At 65.4% G+C, this 12,017-nt stretch carries 13 protein-coding genes; 7 read left to right on the top strand and 6 right to left on the bottom strand.

Features of this window, described 5'->3' with window-relative positions:
* The first annotated feature begins 1 nt into the window (after position 1).
* From ACWZHB_RS13570 to ACWZHB_RS13550, 5 genes are all read left to right on the top strand, one after another.
* Entirely contained in the window at positions 2-673 is a 672-nt protein-coding gene (locus ACWZHB_RS13570) for a hypothetical protein (protein WP_427908293.1), read from the top strand.
* A gap of 93 nt (positions 674-766) precedes the next feature.
* On the top strand, positions 767-2,044 hold the full coding sequence (locus ACWZHB_RS13565) for a cytochrome P450 (protein ID WP_427908292.1): 1,278 nt from the start codon (positions 767-769) through the stop codon (positions 2,042-2,044).
* A gap of 27 nt (positions 2,045-2,071) precedes the next feature.
* Positions 2,072-2,905, top strand: a complete 834-nt coding sequence (locus ACWZHB_RS13560) for a mycofactocin-coupled SDR family oxidoreductase (RefSeq protein WP_427908291.1) — start codon at positions 2,072-2,074, stop codon at positions 2,903-2,905.
* Positions 2,906-2,918: 13 nt separating this feature from the next.
* Entirely contained in the window at positions 2,919-3,917 is a 999-nt protein-coding gene (locus tag ACWZHB_RS13555) for an acyl-CoA dehydrogenase family protein (RefSeq protein ID WP_427908290.1), read from the top strand.
* Complete coding sequence (locus ACWZHB_RS13550) at positions 3,901-5,076, top strand: acyl-CoA dehydrogenase family protein (RefSeq protein ID WP_427908289.1); 1,176 nt, start codon at positions 3,901-3,903, stop codon at positions 5,074-5,076. Before ACWZHB_RS13555 ends, ACWZHB_RS13550 begins: the two co-directional genes overlap by 17 nt.
* A 265-nt stretch (positions 5,077-5,341) precedes the next feature.
* Here ACWZHB_RS13550 and ACWZHB_RS13545 read toward each other — a convergent pair whose 3' ends face one another.
* The 4 genes from ACWZHB_RS13545 to ACWZHB_RS13530 form a co-directional block, all read right to left on the bottom strand.
* The gene (locus ACWZHB_RS13545; protein WP_427908288.1) at positions 5,342-5,872 is read right to left on the bottom strand and encodes a class IV adenylate cyclase; all 531 of its coding nucleotides are present in this window, start codon (positions 5,870-5,872) and stop codon (positions 5,342-5,344) included.
* A 33-nt stretch (positions 5,873-5,905) separates the two neighbouring features.
* Entirely contained in the window at positions 5,906-6,988 is a 1,083-nt protein-coding gene (locus tag ACWZHB_RS13540; RefSeq protein ID WP_427908287.1) for a radical SAM protein, read from the bottom strand.
* A gap of 377 nt (positions 6,989-7,365) precedes the next feature.
* On the bottom strand, positions 7,366-7,845 hold the full coding sequence (locus tag ACWZHB_RS13535) for a DNA-directed RNA polymerase subunit beta (protein WP_427908286.1): 480 nt from the start codon (positions 7,843-7,845) through the stop codon (positions 7,366-7,368).
* 175 nt (positions 7,846-8,020) lie between these two features.
* Positions 8,021-8,236: a hypothetical protein gene (locus ACWZHB_RS13530; protein WP_427908285.1), complete on the bottom strand. Its 216-nt coding sequence runs from the start codon at positions 8,234-8,236 to the stop codon at positions 8,021-8,023.
* A gap of 744 nt (positions 8,237-8,980) precedes the next feature.
* Between ACWZHB_RS13530 and ACWZHB_RS13525 the strand changes: the two genes are divergently transcribed.
* On the top strand, positions 8,981-9,838 hold the full coding sequence (locus tag ACWZHB_RS13525) for a hypothetical protein (protein WP_427908284.1): 858 nt from the start codon (positions 8,981-8,983) through the stop codon (positions 9,836-9,838).
* On the opposite strand, the gene ACWZHB_RS13520 is transcribed toward ACWZHB_RS13525, so the two are convergent.
* Both ACWZHB_RS13520 and ACWZHB_RS13515 read right to left on the bottom strand, forming a co-directional pair.
* Positions 9,825-10,358 carry an NUDIX hydrolase gene (locus tag ACWZHB_RS13520; RefSeq protein WP_427908283.1) on the bottom strand — a complete coding sequence of 178 codons (534 nt, stop codon included), beginning with the start codon at positions 10,356-10,358 and terminating at the stop codon, positions 9,825-9,827. The genes ACWZHB_RS13525 and ACWZHB_RS13520 overlap by 14 nt on opposite strands.
* 332 nt (positions 10,359-10,690) lie before the next feature.
* Entirely contained in the window at positions 10,691-11,239 is a 549-nt protein-coding gene (locus tag ACWZHB_RS13515) for a carboxymuconolactone decarboxylase family protein (RefSeq protein ID WP_427908282.1), read from the bottom strand.
* 176 nt (positions 11,240-11,415) lie between these two features.
* On the opposite strand from ACWZHB_RS13515, the gene ACWZHB_RS13510 reads away from it, so the two are divergent.
* Positions 11,416-12,009, top strand: coding sequence for a DUF3558 family protein (locus tag ACWZHB_RS13510; RefSeq protein ID WP_427908281.1), 594 nt, complete (start codon positions 11,416-11,418; stop codon positions 12,007-12,009).
* Positions 12,010-12,017 lie beyond the last annotated feature (8 nt).

Genomic DNA, 12,017 nt, shown 5'->3' with positions numbered 1-12,017 from the left:
CATGAGCGATACCGACATTGCCGTAGCCGACCTGCCGACCGACGACGACGAGGTGAAAGAGACTGCCGAGAAGGATGATTCGCGGTCGCCGAAGCAGTCCGGTGACGCCACTGCCGCTGAATCGGCCACCGCTGCCGCGGAGTCCGGCGACTCGGCGTCGAGCGAACGAAAAGACCGCGGTAGACGGCTGGCTGGTTTCGCGCGTCGCGCGGCCGTTCCCGCGCTCGCCCTCGTGGCTGTCGCGGCGCTCATCGGCGCCGGTGTACTCGGCTGGCAGCTGCGCGAGGAGCGGGCGGTGGACAGCGCGGCCGAGGCGGCACTGCAGGCAGCCCGCACGTACGCGGTGACCCTGACCAGCGTCGATTCCAGCAATCTGGATCGCGACTTCACCGCGGTGCTGGACGGGTCGACCGGCGAGTTCCGGGACATGTACACCCGCTCGAGTGGTCAGTTGCGCCAGTTGCTGCAAGAGAACAAGGCAACCGGCAAAGGCGCGGTCCTGGACGCGGCGGTGAAGTCGGCGACCGATACCGAGGTCGAGGTGCTGCTGTTCATCGACCAGACGGTCACCAACGCCGCCTCCACCGATCCGCGGGTCGATCGCAGCCGTGTGTTGATGACGATGCAACTCGTCGACGGACGCTGGCTGGCGAGCCGGGTCTATCTGCCCTGAATTGACGCGCATTCATTTTGCCCCGACCCTGTTATTACCTTGCGAGAATGTTATTCTCACAGATAGACAATGCAGTTTCCGAGGAGGATCCGAATGACCGATTTCGACACCGTCGACTATTTCGCCGATCCAGACCTGGTGCCGGATCCGCATCCCTATTTCGATCACCTGCGTGCGCAGTGCCCCGTCAAGAAGGAAACGCACTACGGCGTCTACGCGGTCACCGGCTACGACGAGTCGGTGGAGGTGCTGCGCGACGCGAACCTGTTCTCCTCCGCTGTCGCCGTCGGCGGCCCGTTCCCGCCGTTGCCCTTCGCGATCGAGGGTGACGACATCACCGATCTCATCGAGCAGCACCGTGCGCAACTACCGATGTTCGAGCACATGGTGACCATGGACCCGCCGCGACACACCTACGCGCGGTCGGTGCTGAACCGGTTGCTCACGCCGGCGCGGCTGAAGGAGAACGAGGACTTCATGTGGCGGCTGGCCGACCGCCAGCTCGACGAGTTCCTCGCGACGGGCAAGTCGGAATTCCTGTCCGAGTACGCCAAACCGTTCTCGCTGCTGGTGGTGGCCGACATGCTCGGCGTGCCGGAGGAGGACCACGAACAGTTCAGGATCGTGCTCGGTGCGGCCCAGCCCGGCCAGCGAGTCGGCGCGCTCGACAGTGAATCCCTCGCCACGAATCCCCTCGCATGGCTCGACGACAAGTTCGTCGGCTACATCTCCGAACGCCGCGACAATCCGCGCGACGACGTGCTGACCTCGCTCGCGCTGGCGAAATACCCGGACGGTTCCACCCCCGAGGTGATCGACGTAGTGCGTTCGGCCACCTTCCTTTTCGCCGCCGGGCAGGAGACCACCGCCAAACTGCTCAGCGCCGCGATGCGGGTACTGGCCGACAATCCCGCAGTGCAACAGGCGCTGCGCGATGACCGGAGCCTGATCCCGACCTTCATCGAAGAGACACTGCGGATGGACTCGCCGGTGAAGTCCGGATTCCGGCTGGCCACACGCGCCACCACCGTCGGTGACGTGGACATCCCGGTCGGCTCGACCGTGATGTTCTGCCCCGGTGCGGCGAACCGGGATCCGCGCCGATTCGAGAATCCGCACGAATTCCGCCTCGACCGCGCCAACTTCCGTGAGCACATGGCATTCGGGCGCGGCGTGCACTCCTGCCCCGGTGGTCCGCTGGCGCGCGTCGAGGGCCGGGTGTCGATCGAGCGCATTCTCGACCGGATGCTCGACATCGGCATCGACGAAGCCCACCACGGTGCGCCTGATGACCGGACCTACCGCTACGAGCCGACATTCATCCTGCGCGGACTCAGCGATCTGCACATCACCTTCACTCCCAATCCCTGAATTCCCTTGAACGAGAAGAGGTTCACCATGACCGGACGGGTCGACGGCAAAGTCGCCTTCATCACCGGCGCGGCGCGCGGCCAGGGTCGCAGCCACGCGGTGCGGCTGGCCCAGGAAGGCGCCGACATCATCGCCATCGATGTCTGCAAGCAACTCGACAATGTGCCCTTTCCGATGTCCACCCCCGAGGATCTGGCCGAGACCGCGGAACTGGTGAAGGCCGAGGGCAGGCGGGTGGTGACCGCCGAGGTCGACGTGCGCGACTACGACGCGCTGAAGCAGGCCGTGGACAGTGGTGTGGAGCAGCTGGGCAAGCTCGACATCATCGTCGCGAACGCCGGCATCGGCAACGAGGGCGGTCCGCTGGCCGACCTCGACGAGACGCTCTGGGACGACATGATCGCCGTCAATCTCGGCGGCGTCTGGAAGACCGTGAAAGCCGGTGTGCCGCATCTGATCGCGGCCGGTGGCGGTGCCGTCGTGTTGACCGGCTCGGTCGGTGGCCTCAAGGCCTACCCGAACGTCGGGCACTACGTCGCGGCCAAGCACGCGGTGGTCGGATTGATGCGCACGTTCGCGGTGGAACACGGACACCAGTCCATCCGGGTGAACGCGGTGCATCCCACGCACGTGAGCACCTCCATGTTGCTCAACGAGGGCACCTACAAACTGTTCCGCCCGGACCTGGAGAACCCGGGCCCGGCCGACCTCGAGCCGATCTGCCGGATGTTCCACACCCTGCCCACACCGTGGGTGGATGCGGTGGATGTCAGCAATGCCGTGCTCTACCTGGTTTCCGACGAGGCCCGGTTCGTCACCGGCGTATCGCTGCCGGTCGACGCCGGCAGCATGCTGAAGTAGCGCGGAGGCCTGGATGCTGTTCGAGTTCGACTCCGATCAGCGGCTGTTGCGCGAGATCGTCCGTGACGTCACGGCCAAGGAGTGCGCACCACCGCTGATCCGGGATGTCGTCGACAAGGGCGTCGATCCCGCCGCGCTGTGGCAGACCTATGTCGGCCTCGGCTGGACCGAACTCGCCGATCCGGCCGCGGCCGTCGAACTGGGCATCGTATTCGAGGAACTGGGCAGGGCAACCGATCCCACCCCGTTTCTGGCGACGATGTCGCAGTTCGCCCCGCTGGTCGCGGCAGCGGGCCGGGTGGACCGCCCGGGCGCGGCGGTGTACAGCGGGGTCTCCGCCGCGCACGACGGCGCGGGCTGGCGCCTGCACGGCACCGCGCGGCACGTGCTCGACGGCGACCGGGCCGCGCGACTGGCGGTGGTCACCGACGCCGGCGTGTTCGTTGTCGATACGGGCGCCGTAAGTGCCCGCCGCATACCGGTTTTCGACCCCGTGCTGCACGTGGCCGACGTGACATTCGACGACGTGGCGGTGGCCGCCTCGGATCGGGTCGACGCCGACGTGGCGCGCGCCCACCAGTGCGCGCTCACCGGCATGGCACTGACCACCGTCGGCGCCTGCCGTCGGATCCTGGACCTGGTGCTCGAGCACGTGCGCGGCCGCGACCAGTTCGGCGTGCCGATCGGGTCGTTCCAGGCGGTGCAGCACAAGGCGGCCGACATGCACGTCGCGATCGAACGGGCGCGCGCGCTCGGCTTCTTCGCCGCACTGTGCCTGGCCGCCGACGACCCGCGGCGCCGGCTGGCCGCGTCCATGGCCAAAGCCGCTGCGGGAGAATGTCAGTCGCTGGTTTTCAAGCACGGCGTCCAGCTGTTCGGGGCCATGGGTTTCACCTGGGAGAACGACCTACAATTCGCGCTCAAACGCGCCAAGGCCGGCGAACTGCTGCTCGGCGGCGCGGCCGAGCATCGGGCCATCGTGGCGGAGGAATACCGTGCAACTCACCTTTGATCCGGATGTCGAGGAATTCCGCGCCGAGTTCGTCGGGTTCCTGACCGAGCACCTGCCGAGCGAGGCGGAGGCGACCCAGCGGTCCGAATCCAGTGCGCACGTCCCGGAATGGGCTCGGCGCTGGCAACGACTGCTCTTCGACAGCGGTTGGCTGCTGCCGACCAACACACCGGAGTTCGGTGGCCGCAACGCCTCGGTCCTGCAGCAATACGTCTATCTCGAAGAGCTGTCCAAGCGGCGGATCTACCACAGTTTCAATCCGCAGGGTGTCGGGATCATCGCCGCCTCGCTCCTGTCGTTCGGCACGGGGGAACAGCAGCGGGACTGGGCCGTGCCGATCCTGCGCGCCGAGATCACCGCGGCGCTGGGGATGAGCGAACCGGGAGCGGGGTCCGATCTCGCGGGGCTGCGCACGCGGGCGGTCCGCGACGGTGACCACTATGTCGTGGACGGTCAGAAGGTCTGGACCTCCGGTGCCCATGACGCCGACGTCCTGCTCACGTTCGTGCGCACCGATCCGAACGCGCCCAAGCACAAGGGGATCAGCGTCCTGTTGATCCCGACCGACACCCCGGGCGTGACCGTGCGGCCGTTCGCGTCGGCGTGCGCGGCCGATGACCTCGATTTCAACGAGGTCTACTTCGAAGGCGTCCGGGTGCCGGTGACCAATCGGGTGGGGCCGGAGAACGAGGGCTGGTCGGTCGCCAACGGTTCGCTCGGCCACGAACGCACGCTGCTCTGGCTGAGTTTCGCCAACCGCCTAGAAGACATGCTCGTCGACTTCCACCCGCGCACCGCGCTCGACAACGACGGCTACGCCCGCTTGGTCATGGACAGTTTCGCGCTCCGCCTACTCGGCTCCGCCGCCCTCGGCAGGGAATCACGGGGCGAACAGGACGTGGCGACCCTGTCCGTGCTCAAAGTGCTCGGCTCCGAGGCGGTGCAGTCGGCCGCCGAACGGGCACTGGACAACATCGGTCCGGACGGCTTGACCCATCCCGCGGTGAGCGCGCCACCGAACCCACTGAACCTGGAGTGCTTCACGAGCAGCTGGTTCGAGCGATACCTACGCAGTTTCGCCGGCACCATCGCGGGCGGCACCTCGGAGATCCAGCGCAACATCATCGCCCAACGGGTCCTCGGCCTGCCGCGATCCTGACAACGAGCAGGGTTAGTCCGCGCGAGTTTCACACACGTGCCGTCGGTGCGGCTCACACCGGGACGAGGCGGTCAGGTACCAGGGGGAGGCTCGCCGTTCTCAAGGGGTGCGGCTGTAGCTCGCATGTAATCGGTCCGCCCCGCTCCTGCGTCAATTTCTCGGTCGATGCACAACGATGGCCCCGGACACTCACACTTTGATGAGCAACCGGCGCCTTTCGCGTTGTGCTGTTCGTGTGCTCCGCAGCGGATTCGGGGGCCGTCTTTCAGAAGCGCAGTTCTCGTATCGTGTTGAGGTCGATTCCGTGGCGTGCGTAGATTTTGATGGTGTTCTCGCCGGTGAGGTCAGCTTCGGTATAGCCGAGCAGTTCGGCGACACGAACGACGTCGGCCTTGGTTGCGGCCTCGATCTCGAGATACGGCGGGATACCGGGCCAGGTGTCGAGTTCGAGTTCTGCGCCGTCGAGGGTGTAGCTGGTTCGCTTGGTTTCCTGGTACGACTTCGCAGAGAATCCCATCATGTCGAGCAGGGCGTTGGTAGCGGCGAAGTCATCGACACGCACCTCCACCTCGTGCGTGCCGTCGATGGCGTCGCTGGTGATCTCTTTGACCGCGAGCGTGATTCGTTTCCCGTCGTCGCGCAACCTGATCCACTTGCCATCGACACCGGAAGTGACGTCGTAGACGTAGCGGCGCATGAATCGCTCGCCGAGCTTGTGACCGCCTTTGTCCAGGATGTGACGCTCGATGGTGTCGGGGTCGATGTCGAGGATCTTCGCTTCGTGCTCGATGGGCACGGGGACTCCTTCAGGGTTGCCTTTGGGGTGAGGTTATCCGACTCGGTGGGTCGTGAGCCGGGTGTACTCGGCCTCGCGAAGTCCGAGGATTTCGGTGCGTAAGGGGCTACTCAGGAATTCGGCTAGCGGCAAGCACAGGTCCATACGTTGGATGCACACTCCGACTTGAAAAGTGCCGGTGCGGTCGTAGTAGAGCCGCACGCCGTAGAACCCTTCCTCGCAATCGGTGCCGTTGTTGAACCGGCATCCAGTGCAGGTATTCGGCAATCGGACGGGGCGGATGTGCTTGAAGAGGATGCGCCGTCCATCGGGCAGGCGGTAAGCGGTGCGCGAGTTGGAACCTCCGGCCGTGACGTAGTGGGCTTCGGCAACAGCGCCCCGCACGGCGAGGATATGTTCGATCGCGGTGATCGAGCTATCGCCGTGGTCGAGTGACATCAGCAACCGCACGGTCAGGTTCGGGGAGAACTCATCGAGCAGCCGGTGCACTCGTGGGGCGTGTGTGTGGTCGGGGACGACGATGTTGGCGCTGGCTTTGACTCCATGGGTCTCGCACGCCACGATCGAACGTTCGAGTGCGTCGATTCTGCGTTGGGCCAGAACAGGATTGCGGTACCGGGCGTGCTGCACGTCGGCGAGTTCGGATGCGGTGGTCCCGAAAATCGAGAAATTCACCCGGTCCAGCCCGGCAGCGGCACAATCACCGATCACGCGCTCACCGCGTTCTCCGTTGGAGGTCATGCCGACTCGAAACCCGGCATCCACGGCGATCTTCGTCAGCGTGGCGACGCCCGGATGCAAGGTCGGTTCGCCGCCGGTCAGGTGCACTTCGGTCAGCTCCAGCGCATCACCGAGTGCAGTAAGCGCATAGGCGAGTTCATCGTTGTCAGGAACCGGGGCCGGGAGAAAGGCCGCGCCGTTGGTCTGGACATAAATCGACATCCGCCCGCTCGGTCCGGCCGCGAGGAACTCGCCAGGCAAACGGTGTCGGTTGTCAACGGCTACCGGAGTGCCTTCGTTGTGGCAGAACGTGCAAGTCAGGCCGCATGCGTCAATAATCTTGATGCGCAAGGTGGTGTCTTTGTCGACATGGACGGGGATCGCAGCACGGGACATCACCGTGCTCCCTTCGTTCAGTTGTGAGTGGGTGGATCGAAGGTTGGTGTGGCCCCGGGATATCGCCGGGGGAACGATTCCGGGGCCGCCCGTGCGGCGCGGATTGGGGCCGGTGAGGTGTGGTCTCACCGGGCGCGCGCGGGCATTCGGTTGGTAGTCGGGTCAGGGCAGTAGATACAGGCGTTCGCATGGCAGGCGGGGAAACCCCGTGCAGTGTCTGGAATCCACGGCGACGGTGCCGGGTCGGCGGGCGGCCACCTCGCAGACGAAAACCAGCGCTGCCGTCAGGCACGCGACGAAATCCACTCGCACACTGGAGAACTGGATCGTGAGATGGATATCGGGTTCGTCGGGGCAGGGTGAGTGACCGCCGTGGTTCATCGCCTACGCCGCCGGTGTATGCACCCCAGGGCGCATTCGATGACGACCGCTCCGGAGGGCCGGAACACGCTGATAGCCGGAGATACCCACGTACGGACCATCAAAGGGTCCGGGGCCGGGGACGGCAAAGCTATATCGCCCTCACGGATGACCACCACCCGCGCTTCCCATAATCGGGCGACCTGTTCGGGATCACCGATCGGCCGGATATCGGCCCTGACCAAAAAGGTCCACATGGCTGCGCGGGGGTGGCCGATGATCGGCAACGGCGCGACCCCACGAACATCGAGGCTGGTTTTGACCCGGTGCGCCAGATCGGTCGGCATCATCACCGCACCGACCAGCCCTGCCCGCATCGTGATCCGCCCGGTAGCCGGGTCGATGACGGTGGGCAGGGAACACACGCGCCGGTAGAACTCACACCGTGAGCGCGGTGTTTCGGCGAATGTGTTGGCGGGTGGGCCGGTTTGCGTCATCGCTCATTTCCCGGGATTTCAGCGGGCGGGACGTGTGGCTGGGTCGGGTTTGTCGCGTCAAGCGGTGTCGGACCGGGCGCGGACCTGACCCATCCGGCTTCGCGCATCGTTTCCAGCGTGGTCACCAGGTCGGCCAGTGGCGGACGGGGCGTAGGGGTCGGCGGGGTGAGATGGTTCATCGAGTCGACTGCCGTCGCGGGCGACGCTGGCCGGCCGAAATCTGCCACTGCGCCCGCCGATTCTGAAAGGCATCGCCGTTGCGGTGCAACGCGTGCAGGACACGCGACACACGCCACCTCGAGCTGTTGAGGTTGTAGGTGATCGTGTCGGCGGTCAGCATCCCGCCCCGTTCGAGGAGGGCGAGAACATTGGTTTCGAGGGTGCTGGTCATCAGGGTCACCTCTGTTCGTCGGCTCGGCGACCTGGGGCGCTCGGCGGTCGCTTCGCGAACCGGGTCGTCGGTCGTCATCGTCTGGGCCCATTGGTGGAGGGGCGCGATGATGTCGTTGGGCTTTTCCAGCACACCTCGTTAGGTGGCAGCATGTAAGGCGCGCGCAACGGGTAGGTGTGTGCGCGGGGGGTGTGCGGAATCGGCTGATGGTCGTCACTGTCGCGGTAGCCGTGCCACACTGCGAATATGGGCCGACACCCCAAGCAGCCAAATCATCAGCTTGCCGAACTACTCGCAGAGACCCGAGCAAGCCGAAAAGGATTTGCGCGCCGAATTGTCGAGCGTGGCAGATCAATCGGCGTCGAACTCCGCTACGACCACACGTCGGTCGGTCGATGGCTGACCGGTGAGCAACCGACGCAGCCGGGATCACATCTGATTGCGGAGGTCCTCACCGAATTGTGTGGTCGTCGCGTGGCGCCCGCCGATTGCGGTATGTCGGGTGCGGAGTCGCCCGACTTGGGATTGGAATTCTCATTGAGCCTCGCGGAGGCGACCGCCTCGGCGACCGCGTTGTGGAGGAGTGATGTGGAGCGTCGCCGGTTCCTGGAGGGCACGGCCTACGCCGTCGCGGTCTACCCGGCCGCGAGCATGCGGTGGCTGACCATGCCGGGTCATGAACACCCGGTCTCATCAAACGGGCTGCGTCGCGTCGGGGTCGCTGATATCGACGCTGTGCGCACGATGACCACGGCGTTCGGTGATCTCGACAATCAGGTCGGTGGTGGCAAGGTGCGCTCCACGGTCGTGCATTACCTGCACACCTCGGTGACTCCGCTTCTGCGTGGCAGCTACACCGAACAGATCGGACGGCGGCTATTCGCTGCAGCGGCCGAGCTGACGAAGCTCGCGGGCTGGGCCGCCTACGACCTCGAAGAACATGGCCTCGCGCAAAGGTATTTGATCCAGTCGCTGCGGATGGCACGCGCAGCAGGCGATGCTGCGCTGAACGCGGAGATTCTTGCCGCGATGAGTCATCAGGCAACCTACGTCGGCCGCCCCGGTGACGCAATCGATCTCGCTCGGGCGGCGCGAATCGCGGCGCGCTCGGCGGGCCTTCCGACATTGGAAGCCGGTTGCCATCTGGTTGAAGCGCACGGGCATGCAGCACGGTCCGACGAGCGGTCCTGCGGTGCATCGCTCAACGAGGCCGAGCGCGCATTCGATCGGGGCGAGGCGAACCGCCCCGACTGGCTGACCTACCTCGACTCGGCGTACATGTCGGCCAAAGCCGGTCAATGCTTCCAGGACCTCGGCGAGCACGATCGTGCGACGAGACTGGCGCGAGTGTCGCTGGACATGAGCGACGGATACCAGCGCGGGCGTGTGTTCAACTTGTGCTTACTCGCGTCGAGCCTCGCGGTGGAAGACCCGCGCGAAGCGGTCCGAGTCGGTGCACAGGCGCTCGAATTGTCCGGTGGAATGGAGTCCCGCCGAACCCACGCCTACCTGCGCGATGTGCGGACACGCCTCGCCGCCTACGAGGAAATGCCAGAAGTCGCGGACTTCCGTCAACGGGTGGTCGCAGCTAAGGCAGTGTGAGCGCCCGGTACACACCGACTACCGTTGCCGCTCCGATGATTTCGCCACGGCCGATCATCTGCACAGCCTCATCGAGCGGCACCCACCGAATCGCCTCGGCTTCATTGATGTCCGGCCGTGTGTCCGTGAGGTCAGCACCACGAGCGAGATACACCTCCTGCGGATGGTCGAGAGTGCCGATCGCGGGTTGGTAGGTCACCAGGTGCTGCATGGTGCGCGGACGCCATCCGGTCTCTTCCTCGACCTCTCGGGCCGCTGCCGATGCCACGTCTTCGGCGTGGTCGACATACCCGCCAGGCAGCTCCCATACCCACTGGTCGATGATCCACCGGTGCCGGTACATCAGCAGCACCTCGCGGGAGTCATTGAGCACCAGGGTCATCGCGCACCGTGGCATCCTGGCGACGTACTGGGTGAACTCCACCCCATCCGGCAGACGGATATCAGCAGTCGACAACCGGATGTGGCGGTTCTCGTCGAGTACCTGCTCACCAAGGATTGTCCACTGGGTATCGCTCATACCCTCGACGGTAGTGGAATTCGATGGCAGAACGGAACCGCCGAGTTCGGAGGCTCCGTCAGATCGAACCGATCTCGATGACCGATCTGACAGGAGGTCGTAGCCGCATCGGCCCAGCGGATCGAGTGAGACCCGATCGCCCGGCATCAAACTTTGCTGGAAATCGAGGGGTGGACAAGCGTTGCCGGGCGTCGTACCTACGGCCCTCGCCAGGCAGTGGACGCACTCTTGGTTGTGCTCGTCGGCTTCGCGCTTGGCGGTGCTCGCCGGCGCCGCGAGGTCGGCATCCCGGGCACTGCCGCGTTCGATGCTTTCGTTCCCGCACCCCTCGCTCAATGTTGCGGGTAGCCGGCTGTTTCATCCGGGGCGATACCGAAGGTGTTGAACGCCATGGCCAAGGTGGCATAGCAGCCGACGGTGAAGACGAAGTCCATGCGCTGGCGGTCATCGAGTCGGGCGCCGAGGGCCGTCCATGTCTCGTCCGACAACGCGGACTTCTCGTCGAGTTCGTCCACCGCGTCCAGCACCAGGCGATCGAATTCGTCGGCGGCGGTGCCGTTTCGGCGTGCCGCTTCGATATCGGTGTCGGTGAGTCCGGCAGCGCGGCCCATCGCGGCGTGGTGCTGCCATTCGTAGGCGCAGTCGCGGCGGTGTGCCACGCGCAAGATGGCCAGTTCGCGCAACCTGGGCTCGAGGGTGGAACTGAATTGCAGGTGCACGTTGAAGCCGAGGAATGCGCGAGTCAGTGCCGGGTGGCGGACCAGCACCGACAGTGCGTTGCCTGCCTGGGCCGGATTGCGCCGCTCCGCGGGCAGCATTCGTGCCAGTGCCTTGTCGACCTCGTCATCCCACTGGTCCTCGGGAAGCGGGGAAAGGCCCATGATGGCCTCCTGCCCGGTGCATGGCGATCAACCATGCACCACTTGAACGGATATGCTCTTCGGCAGTGAGAATACACATCTCTTGGTAAGAGAGCATCATTCGCGCCGAAACTTCGGGCCTCGCCAGGTGCGCATCCGCGTCGGTTGTGCTGTGATCGTGTGCGGGAGGAATGGTTATGCATAACCGAGCCAGGGGTTGGCGGCGCACGATCGTGGTCGTGGCGGTCGGATCGGTCATCGCGGCCGTGATGACCGGATGTGACACCTCGGGGTCGGCGGCCCTCACGTCCCCGCCGACAGTTCTGGGGCCGGATACGCCACCGCCGGTATCCCCGCCGTGGACGCTGGCCCAGTTGTTGAATCACCCGTGCACGGTGCTCGGGCTCGACGACCTCGCCCGTTTCGGTTTCGCCGGCCCTGGGGAGCCGGACAGGTCGGGCAATCCCCACTACTGCAGATGGCTCACCGCCGCGGCGAACCCTCGCCAGGTCAAGATGTACTTCGCCCCTGTCTATCGGCAGGAATTCCGGGCGCATGAGGACCTCCATCGCACTGAGGACCGCTTCCGGACGCTCACTATCGCGGACCGACCCGCGTTCCTCATCGATGACCACAGCGAAAGCGGCCGCCGCAATTGCCGGATCTGGGTGTCGGTGGCCTCGGGCGGGCTGTTCGCGTTCGAGTTCGCTGTCGTAGATCCCCACCCGGACTGGGATTACTGCGCGGGCGCCGTCGAGATCGCCGCGGTCATCGCCGAGCGCCTCCGCTGAGTTCCCGT

This window comes from Nocardia sp. FBN12, assembly GCF_054031145.1.
The sequence above is the reverse complement of the archived record's forward strand: the minus strand, read 5'-3'. Positions and strand labels throughout refer to the sequence as shown.

What these genes read in the sequence shown, in the direction of transcription:
- ACWZHB_RS13510 (WP_427908281.1), top strand. Translation starts at nt 11,416, where the DNA reads ATGCATAACCGAGCCAGGGGTTGGCGGCGCACGATCGTGGTCGTGGCG.
- ACWZHB_RS13555 (WP_427908290.1), top strand. Translation starts at nt 2,919, where the DNA reads ATGCTGTTCGAGTTCGACTCCGATCAGCGGCTGTTGCGCGAGATCGTC.
- ACWZHB_RS13540 (WP_427908287.1), bottom strand. Translation starts at nt 6,988, where the DNA reads ATGTCCCGTGCTGCGATCCCCGTCCATGTCGACAAAGACACCACCTTG.
- ACWZHB_RS13530 (WP_427908285.1), bottom strand. Translation starts at nt 8,236, where the DNA reads ATGACCAGCACCCTCGAAACCAATGTTCTCGCCCTCCTCGAACGGGGC.
- ACWZHB_RS13565 (WP_427908292.1), top strand. Translation starts at nt 767, where the DNA reads ATGACCGATTTCGACACCGTCGACTATTTCGCCGATCCAGACCTGGTG.
- ACWZHB_RS13560 (WP_427908291.1), top strand. Translation starts at nt 2,072, where the DNA reads ATGACCGGACGGGTCGACGGCAAAGTCGCCTTCATCACCGGCGCGGCG.
- ACWZHB_RS13520 (WP_427908283.1), bottom strand. Translation starts at nt 10,358, where the DNA reads ATGAGCGATACCCAGTGGACAATCCTTGGTGAGCAGGTACTCGACGAG.
- ACWZHB_RS13535 (WP_427908286.1), bottom strand. Translation starts at nt 7,845, where the DNA reads ATGACGCAAACCGGCCCACCCGCCAACACATTCGCCGAAACACCGCGC.
- ACWZHB_RS13515 (WP_427908282.1), bottom strand. Translation starts at nt 11,239, where the DNA reads ATGGGCCTTTCCCCGCTTCCCGAGGACCAGTGGGATGACGAGGTCGAC.
- ACWZHB_RS13525 (WP_427908284.1), top strand. Translation starts at nt 8,981, where the DNA reads ATGACCACGGCGTTCGGTGATCTCGACAATCAGGTCGGTGGTGGCAAG.
- ACWZHB_RS13570 (WP_427908293.1), top strand. Translation starts at nt 2, where the DNA reads ATGAGCGATACCGACATTGCCGTAGCCGACCTGCCGACCGACGACGAC.